General features: G+C 61.3%; 16 protein-coding genes and 2 riboswitches. Of the genes, 3 read left to right on the top strand and 13 right to left on the bottom strand.

Annotated elements, in window-relative coordinates:
* Positions 1 to 27: 27 nt before the first annotated feature.
* Positions 28 to 134: riboswitch (TPP riboswitch) on the bottom strand.
* 50 nt (positions 135 to 184) lie between these two features.
* Together ACLEIV_RS10410 and ACLEIV_RS10405 are read right to left on the bottom strand one after the other, a co-directional pair.
* On the bottom strand, positions 185 to 1,126 hold the full coding sequence (locus ACLEIV_RS10410) for a DMT family transporter (protein WP_410456585.1): 942 nt from the start codon (positions 1,124 to 1,126) through the stop codon (positions 185 to 187).
* A 23-nt stretch (positions 1,127 to 1,149) separates the two neighbouring features.
* Complete coding sequence (locus tag ACLEIV_RS10405; protein WP_410456584.1) at positions 1,150 to 1,758, bottom strand: nitroreductase family protein; 609 nt, start codon at positions 1,756 to 1,758, stop codon at positions 1,150 to 1,152.
* Between the two features lie 83 nt (positions 1,759 to 1,841).
* Between ACLEIV_RS10405 and ACLEIV_RS10400 the strand changes: the two genes are divergently transcribed.
* Entirely contained in the window at positions 1,842 to 2,750 is a 909-nt protein-coding gene (locus ACLEIV_RS10400; protein ID WP_410456583.1) for a LysR family transcriptional regulator, read from the top strand.
* A gap of 56 nt (positions 2,751 to 2,806) precedes the next feature.
* Here the strand turns inward: ACLEIV_RS10400 and pyrC are convergent, their stop codons facing one another.
* Complete coding sequence (gene pyrC, locus ACLEIV_RS10395; RefSeq protein ID WP_410456582.1) at positions 2,807 to 3,850, bottom strand: dihydroorotase; 1,044 nt, start codon at positions 3,848 to 3,850, stop codon at positions 2,807 to 2,809.
* Positions 3,851 to 3,999: 149 nt separating this feature from the next.
* Positions 4,000 to 4,104, top strand: a riboswitch (TPP riboswitch).
* A 48-nt stretch (positions 4,105 to 4,152) separates the two neighbouring features.
* Here pyrC and ACLEIV_RS10390 point away from each other — a divergent pair.
* Both ACLEIV_RS10390 and ACLEIV_RS10385 read left to right on the top strand, forming a co-directional pair.
* Positions 4,153 to 4,926: a 3-oxoacyl-ACP reductase gene (locus ACLEIV_RS10390; RefSeq protein ID WP_410456581.1), complete on the top strand. Its 774-nt coding sequence runs from the start codon at positions 4,153 to 4,155 to the stop codon at positions 4,924 to 4,926.
* On the top strand, positions 4,926 to 6,233 hold the full coding sequence (locus ACLEIV_RS10385; RefSeq protein ID WP_410456580.1) for an LLM class flavin-dependent oxidoreductase: 1,308 nt from the start codon (positions 4,926 to 4,928) through the stop codon (positions 6,231 to 6,233). Before ACLEIV_RS10390 ends, ACLEIV_RS10385 begins: the two co-directional genes overlap by 1 nt.
* Before the next feature lie 119 nt (positions 6,234 to 6,352).
* Here the strand turns inward: ACLEIV_RS10385 and ACLEIV_RS10380 are convergent, their stop codons facing one another.
* From ACLEIV_RS10380 to ACLEIV_RS10335, 10 genes are all read right to left on the bottom strand, one after another.
* Positions 6,353 to 7,096, bottom strand: coding sequence for an ABC transporter permease (locus ACLEIV_RS10380; RefSeq protein WP_410456579.1), 744 nt, complete (start codon positions 7,094 to 7,096; stop codon positions 6,353 to 6,355).
* Positions 7,093 to 8,040: an ABC transporter ATP-binding protein gene (locus ACLEIV_RS10375; RefSeq protein ID WP_410456578.1), complete on the bottom strand. Its 948-nt coding sequence runs from the start codon at positions 8,038 to 8,040 to the stop codon at positions 7,093 to 7,095. Before ACLEIV_RS10375 ends, ACLEIV_RS10380 begins: the two co-directional genes overlap by 4 nt.
* Positions 8,037 to 9,188, bottom strand: a complete 1,152-nt coding sequence (locus ACLEIV_RS10370) for an ABC transporter permease (RefSeq protein WP_410456577.1) — start codon at positions 9,186 to 9,188, stop codon at positions 8,037 to 8,039. Before ACLEIV_RS10370 ends, ACLEIV_RS10375 begins: the two co-directional genes overlap by 4 nt.
* A gap of 237 nt (positions 9,189 to 9,425) precedes the next feature.
* Entirely contained in the window at positions 9,426 to 10,343 is a 918-nt protein-coding gene (gene osmF, locus ACLEIV_RS10365) for a glycine betaine ABC transporter substrate-binding protein OsmF (RefSeq protein ID WP_410456576.1), read from the bottom strand.
* A gap of 309 nt (positions 10,344 to 10,652) precedes the next feature.
* Positions 10,653 to 14,750 (bottom strand): hypothetical protein, encoded by a 4,098-nt coding sequence (locus ACLEIV_RS10360; protein WP_410456575.1) that lies wholly within the window; start codon positions 14,748 to 14,750, stop codon positions 10,653 to 10,655.
* Positions 14,751 to 14,949: 199 nt separating this feature from the next.
* Complete coding sequence (locus ACLEIV_RS10355; RefSeq protein WP_410456574.1) at positions 14,950 to 16,959, bottom strand: dipeptide ABC transporter ATP-binding protein; 2,010 nt, start codon at positions 16,957 to 16,959, stop codon at positions 14,950 to 14,952.
* A 12-nt stretch (positions 16,960 to 16,971) separates the two neighbouring features.
* Complete coding sequence (locus tag ACLEIV_RS10350) at positions 16,972 to 17,847, bottom strand: ABC transporter permease (protein ID WP_410456573.1); 876 nt, start codon at positions 17,845 to 17,847, stop codon at positions 16,972 to 16,974.
* A gap of 2 nt (positions 17,848 to 17,849) precedes the next feature.
* Complete coding sequence (locus ACLEIV_RS10345; protein WP_410456572.1) at positions 17,850 to 18,788, bottom strand: ABC transporter permease; 939 nt, start codon at positions 18,786 to 18,788, stop codon at positions 17,850 to 17,852.
* Positions 18,782 to 19,927 carry an alkaline phosphatase family protein gene (locus ACLEIV_RS10340; protein ID WP_410456571.1) on the bottom strand — a complete coding sequence of 382 codons (1,146 nt, stop codon included), beginning with the start codon at positions 19,925 to 19,927 and terminating at the stop codon, positions 18,782 to 18,784. Before ACLEIV_RS10340 ends, ACLEIV_RS10345 begins: the two co-directional genes overlap by 7 nt.
* A 37-nt stretch (positions 19,928 to 19,964) precedes the next feature.
* Complete coding sequence (locus ACLEIV_RS10335) at positions 19,965 to 21,443, bottom strand: ABC transporter substrate-binding protein (protein ID WP_410456570.1); 1,479 nt, start codon at positions 21,441 to 21,443, stop codon at positions 19,965 to 19,967.
* Positions 21,444 to 21,514: the final 71 nt, after the last annotated feature.

Raw genomic sequence — 21,514 nt, 5'->3', positions numbered from 1 at the left:
AATCACGGGCAGATCGGGAGGGAGAGTGAGGTAAGTCATTTCCTTCCCTTCGCCGGCATTACCCGGATCAGGTTCGAAGGGTTACCGCAGTAAACTGCGGAGTCTCAGCCGGTTAGGCTCCCCCAGGAATAGTGTCAAGAGAGTAGAGAGACTGTCGGTGGTTGTCAATCAAAGGCCACCTTGCCTAGAGGTGCGTTCGGCGTGACGGCGTGCCGGGTACCGACGGCTTTTTCGGTACTGTGGCAGCCGAGGTTCGCTGAAGCTGCCAGGTGGCCAGGCAGGAGATAATGATGCCGGGCCAGAGTACGGCGGCAATCGGCTCCCCAATCAACAGCCAGGGCAGCAGGGTTACCGCAGCCGGATTGAGGTAGGTGTAGGCCATTACCCTTTGAGGGCCGAGTCGGATACTGCCACTTTGGTAGAGGTAAACACTGCCCAGGGTCGCGCACGCCACCAGATAGGCCATTGCCAGCAGATCATTCTGCCCCAGGGCTTGCCAATGCAGTGGGGTGTCGGTCAGCCAGACCGCAAGCCCCATCCAGAAAATACCGCCCAGCAGCGTAGCACAGGTCAGCACCCCCACAGAGTCACCACGATAGAGCAATTTCATGCTTAACGAATAGGCGCACATGCTGAGCACTCCCAGCAGAAAGATCTTGTCGCCCTCGTTAAGCTGGAGTGCCAGTACGCGGGTTGGGCTGCCCTCGAAGATGATCCAGAGTGCGCCCAGCATACCCAGCAGATAACTGAGTGCCTGGGGGCGCTTTATCGGCGTGCGTAACAGCCAGATCCCCAGCAGGCTGGTAAGCACGGGCACCAGAGTGAACAGGGTACCCGTGTTCAGGGCGGAGGTGGTATGCAGAGCCTCAAACAGACAGATAAAAAACAGTGAATAGAAAAGACTGATAACCAGGCCTCGCGGCAGTGCCGGCAGCAGCTTCTTTCGTCGTTCGGCGTTAATCAATATCCAGGGCAGCAGCAGGGCTGTAGCGAGCACAAAACGCAGTAGCGTCAGGGAAGCTGCCGGTGCTGCGGGGGCCAGCTGTGCCGAAACGATGAAGGAGCCAGCAATAAAGAAAGTGGCTAGCAGCACCTGCAGATGGGCGTACCCGTTTTGCGTAAGCATGTTTTTCTCCCCCTATGGCCGGCTCAGTCTTCAAAGTGATTTTGTACCCGTACGCAGTCCAATGAGCGTTGCCCCGGCTTTGGTCTGGCCGCTTTGTCCGCTTTGCCAATGGTCAGCATCATACCGATAACATGATCGTCGGGTAGCCGGATTAGCTCGGCAACACGTTGGGTGTCAAAACCGATCATGGGACAGCTGTCGTAGCCCATGGCCTTGGCCGCCAGCATGGCGGTTTGTGCCACAATGCCAACCGAGCGAATCGCCTCGTCACGTTGCAGTTGAGGCCGGTCTGCATAGAAGCCGTGAATCATCGACAACATGAGGTCACGAGTGTCGGTGGCAACATGGCGCCAGCAATGTTCGGGGTTGCGTTGCCAGGCCTGGGTATCGGCACAAAGCACCAGTAGCAGCGAAGCATCGGTTACCTGTGTTTGATCCCAGGCGGCTTCTCGCATTTCGGCGCGCAGCTGTGGGTCTTCCACCTGCACAAAACGCCAGTGCTGCAGATTAAAGGAGGTGGGAGCCTGCAACATATATTGGAACAACCGCTCAATATCGGCATCAGGCATGACGAAGGCAGGATCATATTGTTTGACTGAACGGCGTGCCATGATGGCGTCGAGGGTGTGCATGTCGTTTTTCCTGTGAATCATTCAAGTTGGTGGCCAGTATTTCATGTGCAAAAATGAAGAAAAACAGAATGGACGCATAGGTTATGTGCATAAATGCACGGCAGGATGACTGGCATGAAATTTACACCGCCTATCAGGTGGCCCAGCTGGGTTCGCTGAGCGCGGCGGCTCAGCAGCTTGAGGTGCATCACAGTACCGTGCTGCGGCGCATCAATGCGCTGGAGGCCAAGATGGGCACTCGTCTGTTTCATCGTCATGCCCGGGGGTATGCAGTGACCGAGGCCGGGCAGGCATTGTTGACCGCAGCCGCTCAGGCCGAAGAGACGTTTAGCCGGATGCGCGCCCGGGTGAACGAAAGCGAAGCCCTGGCGGGTACCTTGATCCTCACCTCGGTCAACAACCTGGTGCCTTACCTGACGCCCTTGCTGGCCGAGTTTCAGCAACTGCACCCTAATATCCGGCTGGAATACGCCGCCGACAGCCGGGTCTTCCGGCTGGAACAGGGTGAAGCCCATGTTGGGATTCGTTCGGTATTCAAACCGGAAGATCCAGACTATGTGGTGCAGCGCCTGACCCGGACCACGGGTACCCTTTATGCCAACCGCGAATACCTGCGCCGCCATGGCCGCATGTCGTCTCTGGAAGATATAGAAGGGCACCGCTTTATCGGTACTACCAGGCCGCGTCCCGGCAGTATGTACATGCGCTGGATGGAGCAGCGAGTGCCACCGGAGCAGATTTTTTACCGGGTGCAGGACTTCACCGGCTTTGTTCCTGCCCTTCAGGCCGGGATGGGGTGCGGGCCGCTGAGTTGCTGGCATGCCAGCCTGGCGCCCGAGTTGCAACCTCTGCTGACTCCTCCCGAGGAGTGGGCTCACGATCTCTGGCTGACCAGTCACGGCGATTTGCATCGCACCGCCAAGGTGCAGGCCTTTACGCAGTTCCTCAAGCGGAGGATCGCCGAGCGTCAGAATGACTTTATGCCGGCTTAAGGCTGAAATAAAAAACGCGGCCTAAGCCGCGTTATTACTTCGGCTGAGAGGCTGGCTTATTTCACCATCCAGTCGATGGTTTCACCGGCGCGGATCGGCACCAGCTGGTCGCCGCCCAGCGGCAGGGTGGGGTCAACGGTCCAGCTTTCTCTCACCAGGGTGATGGTGTCGGTATTGCGGGGCAGGCCGTAGAAGTCGGGGCCATGGTGGCTGGTAAAGGCTTCCAGCTTGTCCAGCGCGCCGGCTTCTTCGAAGGCTTCGGCATACAGCTCCACGGCGGCGTGGGAGGTGTAGGCTCCGGCACAGCCGCAGGCGGCTTCCTTGCGGTGCTGGAAGTGCGGAGCCGAATCAGTACCCATGAAGAATTTCTTGTTGCCGCTGGCGGCCGCCCGTACCAGCGCCTGCTGGTGGGTGTTGCGCTTGAGAATGGGCAGGCAGTAGAAGTGCGGCCGGATGCCGCCCGCCAGCATGTGGTTGCGGTTGAACAACAGGTGGTGAGCGGTGATGGTGGCCGCCACGTTGGCGCCGGCCTGCTCCACGAAGTTCACCGCGTGTTCGGTAGTGATGTGCTCGAGCACGATTTTCAGTCCGGGGAAGTCGCGTACCACATCCGGCAGCACGGTCTCGAGGAACACTTTCTCCCGGTCGAAGATGTCGATGCGGGAGTCGGTCACTTCACCGTGTACCAGCAGCAGGGTGCCGGTTTCCTGCATGGCTTCCAGCACCGGGTAGATGTTTTTCACATCGGTCACGCCCGAATCGGAGTTGGTGGTGGCACCGGCCGGATAGAGCTTGCAGGCCACAATCTTGCCGGTGGCCTTGGCCTTGCGGATTTCCTGCGGGTCTGTTTTATCGGTCAGGTAAAGGCTCATCAGCGGCTCGAACCGGCTGCCCTTTGGGCGTACCGCCAGGATGCGATCGTAGTAGGCCAGTGCCAGCTCGGTGGTGGTGGCCGGCGGCAGCAGGTTGGGCATCACGAGGGCGCGGCCCAGATAGCGGCTGGCATCGCGCACCGTGTCTTTGAGTTGTTCGCCATCGCGCAGGTGCAGGTGCCAGTCGTCGGGGCGGGTGATAGTCAGTGTGGTCGTTTTTACGGTCATAGTCGGCTCGGCGTGTTATCCATTACATCCAGATGTTCATTATCCACTTAGCGGCGGTTTTCACCAAATCTGCTGAAGCCTTAAGCCGCTCGGGCTGCTGATCGCTTCCGGCTTAAGGCTTACAGCTCCCCTCTGGTGTGTTATGGTCTGGGAGTGACACGGGGTGTCTTGCGGGCAAGGCCGGCAGGGCTGAGATAACACCCGTCGAACCTGATCCAGTTCATACTGGCGAAGGGATGTCAGCCTTTCGGCTATCGGCATATTCTGCCAGTCCATGCCTTCGCCTCTAACAAGAGGTAGCGATGCAAATGTCCATCAATCTGAACGAACAGCTGGTGCTGGTTACCGGCGGTGCCCGTGGCCTGGGCGAGCACCTGGTGCGCGCCTTTCTGCGTGAAGGTGCGCGGGTGGTGATCAACTATCTGCACAGCGCCGAGGCGGCAGCAAAGCTGGCGGCGGAAGCCCCCGGTCGTGCGCTGGCACTGCAGGCCGACGTGACCGATGCGGTTGCGGTGCAGGCGTTGTTTGCACAGGCTCATGAACATTTTGGCAGCCCGATCACCACCGTCATCAACAATGCCCTGCCGGCCTTTTCGTTCAATGGCGACGCTCGGCCGCATGCCGGTCAACTGCGCTGGGAAGATCTCAACCAACAGCTGGAAGGCGTGGTCAAAGGCGCCCTCAACACCACACAGGCGGCCTTGCCCGGCATGCGCGAGGCGGGCTTCGGTCGCATCGTCAACGTGGGCACCAATTTGTTCCAGAACCCGGTGGTGCCCTACCACGACTACACCGCCGCCAAGGCGGCGCTGCTGTCGCTGACCCGTACCCTGTCGCAGGATCTGGGCCCGGACGGCATTACCGTCAACATGGTGTCCGGCGGCCTGCTGCGCACCACCGATGCGTCTGCCGCCACCCCGGAAGCGGTATTCGACTACATCGCCGCCAACACCCCGCTGCGGCGGGTGACCACGCCGGCGGAATTTGCCGACGCCACCCTGTTCTTCGCCTCGTCCTGGTCCCGTTCGGTCACCGGCCAGAACCTGGTGGTCGACGGCGGCCTGGTGAAAAACTGATGGCGGCCCAGAATCAAGACCAGCGCATGATGCACCTGAACCTGTTTCTGTTCGGGTGCGGCCATCACAGGGCGGCCTGGCGTCACCCCGACTCGGCGGTGGAGCAGTTGGGTGATATTCGTTATTACGAGCGGCTGGCGCAGACCGCCGAGCGCGGCAAGCTGGATGCGGTATTCTTTGCCGACGGCCAGTCCACCGGCAATGTGGCGGACGGCAGCTACTGGTTTCTGGAGCCGCTCACCGCCATGGCGGCCATGAGCCGGGCCACGGATCGCATTGGCTTTATCAGCACCGTCTCCAGCACCTTTTTCACCCCCTTTCATGCCGCCCGCATGATGGCGTCGCTGGATCATATTTCCAACGGCCGCATGGGCTGGAACGTGGTGACCTCCATGTTCGACGTGGAAGCCCGCAACCACGGCTATGAGTCGATGCCGGCCCATGCCGAGCGATATCGCCGGGCCGAGGAGTTTGTGGCTGCGGTGATCAAGCTGTGGGACTCCTGGCAGGCAGACGCCCTGGTGATGGACCGCGCCGGCCACTACGCCGATCCTGAAAAAGTGAACCCCATCAACCATCACGGCGACTTCTTCCTGGTGGACGGCCCACTCAATGTGCCGCGTCCGCCCCAGGGCCATCCGGTGCTGTTTCAGGCCGGCGCCTCGGATCAGGGCCGGGCACTGGCCGCCCAATGCGCCGAGGCCATTTATGCGGTGGCCTACGATCTTCCGGCGGCCCAGGACTATTACCGGGACATCAAGCTCCGGGTGCGGGAGGCGGGTCGTAATGTCGATGTGCCCATCATGCCCGGGCTGGTGACCTATGTGGCGTCCACCGAGGCCGAGGCCAAGGCCAAGCAGCGGGAGCTGGACGAGCTGCTGCCCGCCGATGCTTCATTGCGTCAGCTGGGTACCTATGTGGGGCTGGATTGCTCCGGCTGGGAACTGGACGCCCCGGTACCGGCTTTGCCGTCACTCGAGGCGTTCACCGGGCCTAAGGGTCGCTACGGCACCATTTTGCGCATTATCGAGACCGAGCAGCCGACGGTGCGCCAGCTGCTGGGCCGGCTCGCCGCCGGCGGCGGCCACTGCACCATGGTGGGCACACCCGAGTCCATTGCCGACCGTATGGAGCTGTGGTTCCGCAACGAGGGCGCCGACGGTTTCAACCTGATGCCGCCCTCGCTGCCTGCAGGCATCGAGGACTTTGTCGATCAGGTGGTGCCCGAGCTGCAGCGTCGAGGCCTGTTCCGTACCGAATATCAGGGCAGGACCCTGCGCGATCACCTGGGGCTGGCAAAGCCGTAAGGGAAGTGGTTTAAGGTGTGTGACCCCCGCGGAGGCGGGGGTCCATGCAGCAGGCCGCGTCGAGGTTAAGGCCGTGCACTGCTGCTCTGGATGCCCGTGTGCATGGGCATGACCATCAATTACCCACCCGGCGGCGACAGCCGCCGTTCCAGCCTTTGAAACAGGGCATCGATCAGGATGGCCACCAGCGCCACCATGATGCCGCCCTGCAGCACGAAGGCCATGTTGTCGGTCAGCAGGCCGGCAATGATTACTTCCCCAAAGCCCTTGGCCGCCACCGTCGACCCTATGGTGGCGGTGCCGATGCTGATCACCAGCGAAATACGAATGCCGGCGATGATCATCGGTAATGCCAGCGGCAACTCTACCGACCACAGTTGCTGGCGCGGGCTCATGCCCATGCCGCGCGCCGCCTCGCGCACGCTGGCGGGTACCTGTTGCAGACCGGTGACGGTGTTTTCATAAATGGGCAGCATACCGTAGAGAAACAGCGCCACCAGGGTGGGCGTCAGCCCGAAGCCCAGCGCGGGAACCGCCAGCGCCAGCACCGCTACCGGCGGAAAGGTCTGGCCCAGATTGGCGATGGCCCGGGCCAGGGGCAGAAAATCCCGACCGGCGGCGCGGGTGACCAGAGTACCGCCGCCCAGGGCCACCAGGGTGGCGGCGGCGATGGCGATGAACACCGCCGCCAGATGCCACAGCAGCAGGTTCAGAAAACTGTCTCGGGGGTAGATGGCCGGGGCCCTTGCATCGACCAGCGGGCGAAACAGTGGCTCCAGCCATGCCATGTTGAGGGTCATGATCAGCAACAGCAGCAAGGGGAGGCCGATGCCCGACCAACCGCGGACAGATGAAAATGTCATGTTCTGGCACCCTGTTGCAGCAGATCAGGCATAGTGACCTGACCGAGGTGCTTGCCGGCGGCATCCACCACCCGAAGGCAGTCGGCGCCTTCCCAGATCAGCAGTGCCATGGCGTCGCGCAGGTTGGCGTCGGCCGCGATGGTGGGAGCCGGTGATGCCGATGGCTGTTGCAAGGGCGTCATCACCTGACTCACCTGCTTGATGGCGAGGAGGCGTAAAGAGCGATCCAGCCCGCCCACCAGACTCTGTACGAATCCCTCCCGTGGGTGGCGCAACAGGGCTTCGGGGCTGTCCAGCTGGAGCAGCTCGCCCTTGTCCATCACCGCGATCACATCGGCCATCTTCACCGCTTCTTCCAGATCGTGGGTCACCATTATGATGGTGATGCCCAGTAGCTGCTGCACCCGCAACAGTTCGTCCTGAAGGTGCTCCCGGGTCAGCGGGTCCAGGGCGCCGAAGGGCTCGTCCATCAGCAGCAGCTCCGGCCTTGCTGCCAAGGCCCGGGCCACGCCGACCCGCTGTTGTTCGCCGCCGGACAACTGATGTGGATATTTGTCGGCGAAGGTGGTGGCATCCAGCTTGAACAGGGTCAGCAGCTCGGTAACCCGCGCATCGATGTCCGCTTTTTTCCAGCCCAGCAGCCGGGGCACGGTGGCGATGTTCTGATGGATGCTTCTGTGCGGAAAGAGCCCGACCCCCTGAATGACGTAGCCGATGCGGCGGCGCAGCTGTTCCGGCGGCAAGCGGGTAACATCCTGCTCGTTGATCAGGATCTGGCCCCGGCTGGGTTCTATCAGCCGGTTGATCATGCGCAGAGTGGTGGATTTTCCGCAACCGGAGGTGCCGACCAGCATGCAGAACTGGCCGCGCTCTACCCTGAACGAGAGGTTATCGACGGCCATTTGTGCGCCAAACTGTTTGCTGAGTGCTTTTACTTCGATCATGCTTTTCCGCCTTTCTGTAGGGCTATCAGGGTGTCGATGACGATGGCGAACAAGAAGGCCAGCACCAGAGTCGGTACCGCGCCCAGAATCACCAGATCGGTGGCGGTTTGCCCGAGCCCCTGAAAGATGTAGGTGCCGAAACCGCCGCCGCCCACCAGGGCCGCCACCGCCACCAGGCCTATGTTCATGGTCACCACTACCCGCAGGCCGGTCAGAATCACCGGCGTGGCCAGCGGAAATTCTACCTGCCACAGGCGCTGGCGGGCGTTCATGCCCATGCCGGTGGCCGCCTCTCGCACCCGGGCGTCTATCTTGTCGAAGCCCAGCGCCGTGTTGCTGACGATGGGCAGCAGCGAATAGAAAAACAGCGCGATCACCGCCGGGGCGGCACCTATGCCCCTAATACCCAGCTCGGCCAGCAGCGGGTAGCCGGTCGCGAGCAGGCTGAGGGGGATCATCAGCAGGCCGAACATGGCCAGGCTGGGAATGGTCTGCAGCACATTGAGCACAGGAAAGACCATGGCCTTCAGCCTGGCCGAACGATGACAGCGTACCCCCAGCGGAATGCCAACCAGTACCGCCGGTATTATGCTGCCGAGTGACAGCTGCAGATGACGAACCGCCTGGTGCCAGAAGTCGGTCTGGTTGCGATACTCCCGCAGCAGAGACAGGTCGTTCCAGTGGCCGGAAGCCAGCAGGGCCATCACGCCAGTCACGATCACCGCCACCAGCGCCAGCCGGGGCAGGGGAGGCAAAGCCAGCTTGATGGCGGCGTCGGTGAGCAGCAGCGCCAGCCAGAATACCGCCAGCCAGAAGCCGCCATTGAGGGAAACCCGGGCCAGCGGGCTGGCATCGCTTAGCAGCTGTGTTCCGCTGGCGCCGACGGTATACATCAGCGTCATCAGCGTCAGAAAAATCAGCACCAAACGGATGCGTATTGCCGTTTTGAAAAGAGATAGCAGGTTGGTGAGTACCAACATCATCAACAGCGGTATCAGGGTGTGGAGGCCGGCGGCTTCCAGCAGGCCCAGGCCCTGGCCTGGCATGATGCGGTTGGGCTGCAGGCTGACGAAGGGCAGGGCAAGCAGCGACAGCAGCAGGGCGAACCCGAGCGTGCCGCCGACCTTGTCCAGATTGGAAAACTTCAAAAAAACTCCTGGCACATGCTTAAAAAACGCGAGGTACGGGTAACCCAGTTGATATCGAGGTACGACAGAAGCCGGTCCCGAGCACAGATACGCCGTAGGACATGACACTTCGCTGTTGCAGCCCACTGCAAACATTCACTGGATGTTTGATTGGGCTGAAAAAGGGCGTCCCGGCGAACAAGTTTGCCTATGGGGCTTTGGCTTCTGTCTACGAGGTTCGCTGTACCTGTCAGCCGGTCAGCCCTTCAAAAAACCCTTGTCGGACAAATAGCTTCTGGCAACGGCCTGGGCACTTTCGCCTCCGATGGCGATGCGGCTGTTCAGCTGTTGCAGGGTCTTGACGTCCAGCGACTGGAATATGGGCGCCAGAATGGTGGCGATTTCGGGGTGCGCCTGCAGGATTTGCTCGCGCACTATGGGCGCCGGGGCGTAGACGGGTTGCACACCCTTGTCGTCTTCCATCACCACCAGGCCGACCGAGGCGATGGCACCATCGGTACCGTACACCATGGCCGCATTGGTGTTGTCGGTTTGCAGCGCAGCCGCCTTGATGGTGGCTGCGGTGTTGCCTCCGGCCAGCACCAGCAGCTGATCGTCGTTCAGGGTGAAGCCATAGGTCTGCTGAAAGGCGGGCAGTACTGCCGGGCTGGACACAAATTCGGCCGAGGCGGCCAGTTTGATGCTGCCGCCCTGGGCCACATAGCGGCCGAAGTCGGACATGGTATGTAACTGGTTACTATCGGCGATGTCCTGACGCAGCGCTATGGCCCAGGTGTTGTTGGCGTTGGCTGGGGTCAGCCAGACCAGCTGGTGCTGGTCATAGTCCAGCTGTTTGGCCAGTTCGTAGCCTTGCTCGACGTTCCTCCATGCCGGGTCTGCTTCCCGGTTGTGGAAGAAGGCGGCGTTGCCGGTGTACTCGGGGTAGATATCGATTTCGCCGGAGGTAATGGCCTTGCGTACTATGGGGGTGCCGCCCAGTTGCGAGCGGTTTTCCACATCGAGTCCCGCATCTTCCAGTGCCAGATAGATAACATTGCCCAGCAGGCCGCCTTCGGTGTCGATTTTGGAAGACACCACTATGGAGTCGGCGGCGAGACCGGGCTGGGCCACGGCCATGGAAAGGGTAAACAGGGCCGAAGCCAGCGACTTTTTCATGTTGTTGTTCCTTGTCTGGAAGAATGAGTCCCGAAAAGCATAGGGGTACTCTATGCAAAGCTCGCTCCCCGGTAAACCGCTAACCGGTATTCAACTGTCCGCGTGCTGTAGTTCCAGAGGCAATCTCTGTTGCCTCTTCTGTAACTCCGAGCTGCCTGCAGACGGCGCCGACAGGCGACTCCGGAGCTGGAAGGAGGACAAAGGGATCTGCTCCGTCGACCTTCTGTTTCAGGGATGAAACGGCGAGTGTCATGTCCCATGGCGAGTCGGCGGAGCGGGCCCTTTGGCCGACGGTCTGGCCCTCGCTATTCAGCTCTTGGGCGGCTTGTCGCTGCCGGGTGTGTCCTTCTTGCCGCCGCGAGCGATGCGCAGCTTGAAGGGGCGCCAGAGGCCGTGGCTGGAGAAGCAGCTCCAGCCCCAGCGTAGCCAGCCGAGCAGGGCAAAGGCCAGCCACAGCGCCCAGGCCAGCATCAGCAACCGGTACACCAGCAGCGGCACCGACAACACCCAGGCCCGGGGCAGCGCGGCCTCGCTTCGGTCCTGATACCAGCGCAGGGTATTGGCATAGGAGTTGTTGCCACTGATCTGCATGTCGGGCAGGCCCAGCAGGCCCTGTTGTATGGCAAAGAACAGGTAGCTCAGCGCCAGCAGGGTCAGCAATACCAGGCCGATTTGTGCCAGATTGAACAGTCGACCGGCCTCGGCGTGCTGCCAGCGTCCGCGCAGGCCGAGGGCCAGCAGCCAGGCCACTACCACCAGCGCCATCCACAGGGGCACCTGGGTCAGCCCTATGCCCAGCAGCAGCCAGTGATGGAAGCGCAGCGGTGTGAAGGGCACCCGGCTCAGGCCGAAGGCCAGCAGCAGGGTAATGGCCAGCAGGCTCCAGAACAGCACCGCCGGGCCCAGCCGTGGGCCCATGGCAAACAGGATCCAGCGATCTTCGCCCAGTTCCAGCGTTATGTCGTTGTTGACGCTGGCGCTGCCCGGCTCGATGGTCGGCGTATAAAACAGCGGGCTTATGTCGTCGTCATGACGCCAATGAACCTCCAGGGTCTGGGCACCCGGTGTCAGCGGAAAGGTCAGGGTCCTGCCCTGCAGACGAACAGGCTGGACCTTGCCGCTTATGCTGACCGACTGCAGGCTGATGTTGTCGGGTAGTTGCAGGCTGTGCTGACCGCCCTGGCTGCTGCGCAGGTGCAGTTGCAGGCTGGCATCGATGGCACGCTTGCCGGGCTGCACGGTTAAACGGGTGCTGTCGATGGTCAGGGTCTGGCCGTCGACCCCGGCGGGGCGGCTGATATCGAGCGTGAGCCGTTCTCCGGGCCAGGGGCGCCATTCCGGCAGCCAGTTACCGGTCGCGCTCTGATGATGGATCACCGGTATACCGCTGCTCTCCAGATGCCAGACAGGGCTGGTATCTACCCGCCAGACTTCGGTCCAGCGGTGAGTCTCGGAGGCGGTCAGGGTAAGACTTGTGGCTTTTTCCAGTCGGGACTGCCAGCGGGCTTCCTGCTGGTTGGCGGCCAGAACAAGCATGACCTTGCCGCTCTGCACGCGAATGCCATCGGTGAGTACCGACTCACCCGTCAGCAAGGGTACCTTCAGCGAAACCGGCTGCCCGACCGGCGATTGACGGGTCACCCGGGTCTCGACTGTCCAGTCCAGGCCGAGTCGCAACAGCCGCTCTACTCGTACAAAGTCCGGCAACACGCCGGGCTCCAGTCTGGTTGGGCCCGGTGTGGCGCTGGCCGGTTGTATCCGGCTCAACCGTAGCTGTGCTTCCGGCACGCCGTTGTCGCCTATGCCTTGCAGGGTCCAGCCGCTTGCCTGCGCTGTCACCCTATGGGGCCGCAGGCTCAGGGGCAGACTAACGGCGCCCTGATCGGGCAGGGGGCCGCTCAGGCGGACCCGGTGAATGCCTGCCGGTAGTCGCAGATACAGGGTGCCGCCCCGCTCACGCAGCAGCGCCTCGGCGACGTCGCCATCGGTCAGTACCTGGCGTGGCATCCAGTGCTCGGTATCGGCCGGCAGGGGCACGGCGACCGCTTCCTGGGTATGTATTTCCAGTTCGGCAACCAGTTGCTGCGGGCTGATGTCCAGGTTCATCTGCGGTATCTGGGCGCAGTCCGGCAGGCAGTCGGGCGGAGCCAGCAATCGGCTTTTCAGTTGTTCGAGCAGGCGCGCATCCGGCATTTCTGCCCGGGCCGTGCCGGGCTGGACAAGCAACAGGGGGGCCAGCAGCAAGAGCGGCAGCCCTACCGGAACAAGGGCCGACAGCAGGCTGCGTTGCAGATGGAAGCCGCGGTCACGGCTGACATTAATGCCCGCCATACGCAGCACCAGTAGGCTGATCAGCCCGACCCGCAGCAGGTTCAATGCCAGATTGATGCCCGGTGACAGCAGTACCATCCGGATCTGCTGATCCCGTTGTACCGGGCCGTTCCAGCTCAGATCCACGCTGTTCCATTGCCAGTTCGGCAGACCGGGGCCGGTTTGCACCTTGGCATCGGGGTCGAGTGGCGCCAGTGGTTTGCTCTGGCCGGAGGCATAGGACGAGGTCAGCCGTTTGTCGGCGAGCTCCCGTAATGGTGCCGCAGCCGGTAATGCCTGGTCGGCGTCGGTTTTCATTTCCATCGGTGCCTCGGCTTCAATGGAAAAGGGGGGATATGGCGAAGTGTGTGCCAACTGCGGATACATGGCGGTGCGTATTTCTGCCACCATGAAGGGAATGGCGATCAGCAGCAACACCAGCAGGCTGACATTGCGATAACCGATCATGAATTTTCGCAGTCGCCCGGCGGGCAACACCCGCAGCAGCGCCGTGGCCGCCAGCAGATGCAGCCAGACCCAGCGTGGCGGGCCCAGTCCGCTGGATTGATGCCAGATCAGCCCCAGGGTCAGCAGGGTCAGCACACCCCATTGCCAGCCCCAGAGACGATAGGCGGCGACGGCGGCGATCAGCACCAGAAACAGATCCAGCAGGGTCCAGCGCTGCAGCCAGGTGTCGGAGGCGTTATCCATGCCCGAGGCGGAAAACAGTTTCCAGCCCGGCGGCAGATGCAGGCGGGTGTGCAGGCGTTGCAGGTCGGTATTCCAGCCCACCGCCGGCAGAGTATTGATGTTGCCCTGGTAGCGGCTGTCGGCGCTGAGGCTGAGCGTACCCCGGCGCACTTCCACCCCGACCCGCTCCGAGTCTGCCAGTTGGGTGATGAATTGCGGTTGACCGTCAATGGCAACCCGGCCCAGCTGCAGGGCCGGGGTGGTTTCCAGTCGCCAGCCTTTGGTCATGCGGCCGTTGATGTTGTCCTGCAGGGTGTAGCCGCCGCCGTCGAAGTCCAGCCACAACTGGCGGCTCAGCTCGAGTTGGTCCGGCTCGGGCTCTCTATCACCCCGGCGAATTTCCCTGAGCTGCATGCGATCACCCTGATTAATCAGGTAGGCGGGCAGACGTTGCCAGTCTGGCGGCAGCCTGGTTTGCTGGGGATCGATGGAGATCAGATTCTCGACCTCGACCAGCCGTAGCTGATTAACGGCCTGAAAGGCCCATACCTCCTGCTCCGGCCAGGGGGAGGGCACTCTGGGCAGGGCGAGGCTTGTAACAGGGTCCGGATGGCGGCTGCTCAGGTTGATGCTCCAGCGACCGGGACGTACCTGTACCCGCAGCCGGCCGTCGGGTTCGAGCCGTGCGGGCAGGGGGCTGTTCAGTTGCAACGGAATCTGTTCATCGAGTAGTACCGGGCCCAGCAGCAGTTCCCGTTGCTCGCCGGCCACTTCCAGGTTGAGCCGGGTGGTGATCTGCAGGGGAATGCTGTCTTCGACCTTGCGATATACCTGCAGGGTCAGAGCATTACCCTGAGGAGGGGGATCCTCGGCACCAGTCTTGCGCTGGCCGAGCCAGAGACGGCCATCTTTATCCAGATCCGGCCATTCTATCGATGCATCATTGATAGTGAGTGCCAGCAATCCGGTAGCCGGATTCAGCGTCAGGCTTTTCGGCAAACGATCCCAGTGCCATTGGCCCTCGATGCGATGTTGTCCGGCAGGCAGCCTGATGCGGGGTTTGCCCTTGTCGGCGGTCACCGGCACCGGTTTGCCGTTGACGGTGATCTGCTGGGGCCAGCGCCGATCGTCTCCGGGTAGTCGCACCCAGCTTTCCCGGTAGAGTTGCCACTGCTGGCTGAAACGACCGCCGTGCTCGCCGAGGTCGATAGCCAGTCGGCTGGGCCAGGCACATTGATGGGTGGCCTCCTGGTTATAGATAAAGGGGCAGTGTCGCTGTTCTTCACCATGCAACACCCAGTCAACCCAGGGTTGCAGCGGAGCGGGCACCTGTTCCGGGCTCAGGGCGAGTGTACTGACAGGGAGCAGGGTCAGTATCAGCAGTATGAGGTTGGCAATACGACGCATGGGGTCCCCTTGTAGCGGTGTTTTGCGGTGGAGAGATCAGGACCGTATCAAGATATTCTGTGATGTTACGTCCGGGAGCCAACCAAGCGTAGCAGGAGGTCGGAGCGAAGTGGAGCCAAATGATATTCCTTCACCAGCTGGCTCCCGTCATTACAGCCTGCCGAATGGTTGTCGTCGTATAAACGGTGAAGCGGCGGGATCAGGCGACACGCTTTATTTCCAGGTTTTTTGATGTCAGCGCTTCCAGAGAAAGGTGACAGCGCAGCCAGCCTTCACCGCAGGGCCGGGGTGGAGGGAGTACGCGATCACAGGTGCCCTTGATGGCGTGGGCACAGCGGGCCTGGAAAGCACAGCCCTGGGTTGGCAGGCCAGGCTCATGGCCAGCGGTTGACTCAACGGCGGGCATAGGGGTTCCCGGAGTCAGGGTCGCCTCCAGCAGTAGCCGGGTGTAAGGGTGTAGCGGACCGGATGCCAGCTGCCGGGTGGAGCAGAGCTGTACCAGTCTGCCTTGATACAGGACGGCAACCCTGTCGGCAAAGCTTTTGACCAGGCTGAGGTCATGGGTGATGAACAGAATGCCGATATTCCTGTCCCGTTGTAACCGGGACAATAGCCGAAGGATGGCTGCCTGCACCGATACGTCCAGCGCCGAGGTCACCTCGTCACACAAGAGTAGCTCGGGTCTGGCGGCCAGAGCCCGGGCAATGGCCGCCCTTTGCTGTTCTCCGCCTGACAGTTGGCCGGGCAGCCTGTCAAGATAGTCGGGATCGAGTTTCACCTCTTTCAGCAACTGGCCTGCTTGCTTCCTGCATTCGTCTCCCTGCAGGCCAAACCACTTGTTCAGCACCGGAGCCAGGCTCTGAAATATCGTCAGCCTTGGGTTCAAAGCGGCATCCGGGTGCTGGAATATGAGCTGAACATCACGCTTCTGTTCGGAGGTTCTGGCTTCGACACTCTCGGCGAGTGGTTGATCGTGGAGCCTGCATCCCCCTTTCTGAATGGGGTTGATGCCTGCAATGGCTTTCAGGATAGAGGATTTACCACTGCCGGACTCGCCAATCAGGGCCAGGGTCTGTCCTGTATTCAGGCTGAAGCTGATATCGTCTACGGTATTGATGACGGCTTGTTGTCGTAGTCTGTGTAGCCAGCCGGGCTTGTGATAACGAATGGCCAGATCCTGAACCTGAAGCAGGAGATGGTCCCTGTCGATTGCCGACGGCCTTGGTATCCCGGCCGTCGGCACCTGAGTTGGTGCAGGGAGCGGGAAATGGCAGGCCACGCCATTGTGCCCTCTGGACAAGCGGGGGGTCTGCTGCCGGCACAGTGACTGTGGGGACGGACAACGGGATTCGAAGGCACATCCTTGGATGTGGCTGCCGGTGGCGGGCGGTGCGCCGGGCAGCTCGGGGGGCAGCCCCTGTTCCTGATATCCCGGAGATGCGGCAAGCAGGGCCCGGGTATAAGGATGGCGGGGAGCGGCGATCAGCTCGGCCTTGTCGGCAGTTTCTATCAGGTGACCGGCGTACATGACGGCAATGCGATCACAGAGACTGGAGACGGCACCCAGATCATGACTGATAAAAACGATGCTGGTATCCAGCTCGTCTCGCAACTGCCGCAGCAAATGCAATACATGCACCTGAGTCGTGGCGTCGAGGCCGGTGGTGGGCTCATCCATCAACAGCAGGCGGGGTTTTGCCGCCAGTGCCATGGCGATGACCACCCTTTGCTGCTGGCCACCCGATAATTGATGGGGATAGCGATTCAGCAACTGTTTCGGGGTGGGCAAGCGCACCTGTTCCAGTAACGAAATGGCTTGATCTATGTGCCGTCCTTCGCCCTGGTACAGGCGGATTATTTCCTGCAGCTGGGCGCCTATGGTCATATGGGGAGTGAGGGCCTGCCCTGCCTGCTGGGGGATCAGGCTGATACCCCGTTGGTGAACCAGGGCGTCCGGCTGGTGTTCCCTGAGAGTGACCGGGGTGCCGTCCAGGCTTACCGATCCGGAGGCAACCCGGCTGCCGCTGCGCAACATGCCCAGCATGGCCATGGTCAGAGTACTCTTGCCACAGCCCGATTCGCCGACGATGCCGAGAATTTCCCGTGGTGCCAATGACAGGTTCACCCCTCGCAGTACGGCCCGGAAGTCTCCCTGATGGTCCTGATAACCGAGCTTAAGACCCTCGATAGCCAGTAATGAATGAGACATGATGTGGTTTCCTTAACGAACGGCGGAGATATTGTCCAGGCCCAGGCTCTTGGCCAGGGCATCCGAGGTCAGATTGATGCCGATGATCAGACTGCTCAACGCCAGAATCGGTGCGAGAACGGCCCAGGGGGCAAAAGACATGAAGCCCCTGTTGTCGGCGATCATCAGTCCCCAGTCCGGGGTGGGCGGTGATACGCCGAAGCCGAGAAACGACAGGGAGCTGAATGCCAGCAGCATCCAGGACCAGCGCATGGCGACTTCTACCAGGATCACGTCGAGCACGTTGGGCAGGATCTCGCGTCGGAGGATCATCAGATGCCCGTCCCCCCTCAGTCGGGCGGCGGTGATAAAATCGCGGCACAGCACTTCCTTGGCTGCGGTCAGCACCACCCGGATCACGGCGATGCCGTAGAAGAATCCCAGAGTCATGATGAAGACCAGAGGGCCGGGGCCGGTCATGCTGATGATCAGCAGCATGAACAGCAGCCAGGGAATAGACAACAGGGCGTCGACCAGGCGCATGCTCCAGTCTTCTGTTCTGCCACCCCGGATGGCGATGAACAGGCCGGCCAGCGAACCCCAACCTACGGCCAGCAGGGCGGCAGGGAAGGTGGTGATGATGGCTTCTCGGCCACCCATCAGGGTTCTGCTCAGTACATCCCGGCCCATCTGATCCGTGCCCAGCCAGTACCGGAGGTCGGGTGCCTGTAATACCGCTAGGCTGTCGGCGGCGGTGATGTCGAAGGGAGCCAGTACGGGTGCCAACAGGGCAACAAGTAGGTGCCCTGCCAGCAGCAGGACGCCGATTCGTCCGGAACGGCTGGCGGTCAGTCGGGTAAGCCAGAGGGGCCTGGTTGGTTTAACGGACCATATCAGGGATGCAGACATGATTATCTCAGCCTCGGGTTAAGCAGGGTGACACCGATATCGGCGAGCAGATTGCAGGCGATATAAATGGCGGACAGGGTCAGGGCGCAGGCTTGTACTACCGGGATATCCCTGTCGTAAACCGCTGAAATCATCAGGGTACCTATACCCGGATAGTTGAATATCTGCTCAATGATGACCACGCCCCCCAGCAGCCAGGCGACGGTCATGGCGGCCAGAGTGATCGTCGGCAATACGGCCGCAGGCAACACATGGCGCAGCAGCAGGCTTGCGGTGGGGATATGCCGGATCCGGGCCATCCTGATAAATCCGGAGGAGAGCACGTCAATGGTGCTGCTGCGCATCATTCGCATCATGTGAGCGGTACTGACCAATACCAGGGTAAGCGCCGGCAGCCAGGCGCTGGGCAGCAAAGTGTCCAGCCCGGCGTTGGCACCGGCCAGACTAATGGCTGGAAACCAGGGCAGCCAGATGGCGAATATCAGGGTAAGCAGGGTGGCGGTAATAAATTCGGGTATGGTCATGGCAAGCAGGGTGACACTGGATACCAGAGTATCCAGCCGGGAATCCCGGTGGATGGCGGTGGCCATGCCCAGCAACAGGGCGAGGGGAATGGCAGCCAGGGTGGCCAGCCCGCCCAGCAGGGCGGTATTGGCGATCCGGGGGAGCAATTCCTGATTCACCGGCCGTCCTGTGCTGAGGGAGAGACCGAAGTTTCCCTGGAGCAGATTGCCGCTCCATGCGATGAAGCGCTGAGTGAACGGCTGGCTCAGGCCGAAGTTGTCCCGGCACAGGGCCAGGTTGTTATCGGTGGCGTTGCGTCCCAGATAGTTGGTACAGAAGTCTCCCGGCAGGGCCTCGGTCACGGTGAATACCAGGCCGGCGACAAAAACCAGGGTGAAGCAGGCGTAAACCAGGCGCCTGCAAAGCAACATCAGCATGTCTGAGGCTCCTCGAAAACATCAGTCAGACCCAGCAGGTACGCCAGACGGGGCATGACCGACAGCGAATCGGCCTGAGAGAGTCGGGCTGGTCGTACGTCCGGGCCGGCGAAGATGGCAATGCGATCATCTCCCGGTTGATCGGGTCCCATACCGTGGGTGGAGACATATCTGGGTCTGGCTGTCGGCTGGTCGCCGCCGTGTTTGGCGGCGGACTCAAAGCTGGTATGGGGCGGGGCGACAAAGACCGACAGTCGGTCACATTGCTCGGCCGGAAGATAAGAGCGGTTGTCCAGTGGGGTGACACCAAAGGCGGCCAGTCTTGCACCGATGCTGGGCATGTCGGTGGTGGCGTCGTGCCTGACAAACAGCAGGCCACCGTCGCAGTGAGTGCTGACTTCTGGAATGATATGTTCGACTAGCAGCGCGGTTTCCACCTGCTGGTGGCCATGATCGCTGATGATGGCCAGGTTGTACTGACGATCGAGTTCACTGTCGCGCAGCCGGGTCAGCAGGCAGCCGAGTTGGGCGTCGATCAGCTCCAGCGACCAGGCAACCAGTTCCCTGTCATTACCCAGCACATGCTGGCAATAGTCCGGGCTGTTCAGTTCCAGCAACAGCAGATCCGGGCCTTGTTCGTCCAGTATTTGCCAGGCTTGCTGGAGCAGGCGGTGATCATTGGCGGCGACCCGGGTCAGGGACTCGGTGTTGCCGGTCAGTGGGTGTATGTCCGGGCTATTCAGGGATTTGGCCCGTAGGCAGCCGTCTTGCCACCAGGGAGACAAAAACCAGTCGCAGTCTTCCTCGCTGACCAGACCGAAGCCGATGGAGGCCACGCGTTTACCCTGCGCCCTGGCGTATCGCGCCAGAGTGGGGGCTTGCAGATCCTCGGCTGCGGCGGGGCGGAAACGCTGGCCGTCCCACAGGTCGTTGGCATAAACACCATGTCGTGTGGCATCCATACCGGTCAGGATGCCGGCCCGGGCCGGCATAGAATTCGCGTTGGCATCGGCAGCGAGCCGCTGGACAAGAGTACCTTGTCGTGCCAGTTGCTGCAGGTGCGGCAGTCGGTGTCGATATTGTTCAAACAGGTCTGCACCTACCCCGTCGAGCAGGATAACAATCAGTTTTTTAGACATAAGCATCTCGAGAAAGCGCCCCTGGGGGCGCGTGACATTAGGATTTTTCGACCTGGTGCCAGCGAATGGCAAAGTGCTCGACAGCGGGAATGGAGACATTGGCCCGCATCACCCGGTTGTTGTTCAGGTGGAAGGGGATCAGGGTGCTGCTGTCGTCTGTCAGCATCGCCTGGGCCTGCTGATAGAGCCGGGTGCGTTGCTCTTTGTCCAGCTCCTGGCGAGCCTGGGACAGTAGCCGGTCAAATGCCGGGTTGTTATAGGCGGACTCGTTCCATTGGGCCTGGCCGCCGAAGATTTCGTTCATGACCTGATCGGCGGGCCGCTGACCCCAGGCGGTATTGAAGGCCGGCTTCTTCATCCAGGTGGCACTCCAGAAGTCGGAAGCGGGCACAGTGTGTATGTTGACCTGAATGCCGGCCATGGCTGCCTGACGCTGATAGATTTCCGTCATCGGCCGAAAATAGTTATCGACGGCACTGGTGTAGATATCCAGAGTCAGATTGTCTTGATAGCCGGCCTCGTTCAGCAGCGCTCTGGCGCCGTCGATATCCTGCTCACATTGTTGTGCCAGCCGATACTGGTCGCCGGCCCATACCGGGTTGTCGCAGGAGATGGTCGCGCCGGCCTTGCCGAATAGCAGTTCGACCATTTCCTGGCGATTGACCACCATCTTCAAGGCTTTGCGCACCCGGGGATCCTGCAGGGCCGGGTTGTCGTTACGAAAGACAATGCCACGCCAGTCGCCGGTGGGAATCGAGTCGTAGTGGAAACCGGGATTGGCTTCAAACAGGCGCAATTGCTGACCGTTGACGCCGTTCCAGCCTGACCAGTCGATTTGGCCGGCCAGTAATGCCTGGGTGCGTGCGTTGTCATCCGGGATCCCGATCAGGTCCATGCCATCCAGTTTTGGCCGGCCTTCCCAGTAATCGGCGAAGGCATCAAACTGGCTGGTGCCTCTGGGGACGAATTTGGTCAGCTTGAAGGGGCCGGTGCCGATACCCATCAGAGCGGGATCTTCGTCGAAACCGACGGGAACTATCTTGGCCCGATAATCCATCAGCAAGATGGGCAGGTCGGCGTGCGGCTGTTTCAGCCTGAAGGTAATCTTGCCGTCCTCGTCGGCGGTGACCTGCTCTATCACCGACAGGGCTGCCCGGGCCGGGGCGTCGCGCTGGGGATCAAGGATACGATTGAAGCTGTAAACCACGTCGTCCACCGTCATGGTCTTGCCGTTATGAAACTTGACGTCCGGGCGAAGCTGAAAAATCCAGGTATCGGCGCCGGCATTGGCACTCCAGTCGCTGGCCAGGGAGGCGGTCGGCTGTCCCTGTTCACCTTGGCGTACCAGCCGGTTGTAGATCAGCTGGTTGGCGGCATAGAAGCGGGTGGGGGAAATGGGATCGAGGGACTCCTTGCCGTTGAATTCCACCCAGTGGGGAGTATTCAAGGTCTCGGCATGAGCCAGGGGGGCGCCGGAGATCAGCAGTAAGCCGGCCAGGCTGTGCTTCCAGTTCATATCGGGTTCTCGCTAGTAGTATCAGAGGAGTTGCCAGTGAGATTAGCAGGGGGGGATGACGTTTTTTTTAT

Source organism: Oceanisphaera submarina (genome assembly GCF_046521305.1).
GTDB classification, from domain to species: Bacteria; Pseudomonadota; Gammaproteobacteria; order Enterobacterales; family Aeromonadaceae; genus Oceanimonas; species Oceanimonas submarina.
The sequence above is the reverse complement of the archived record's forward strand: the minus strand, read 5'-3'. Positions and strand labels throughout refer to the sequence as shown.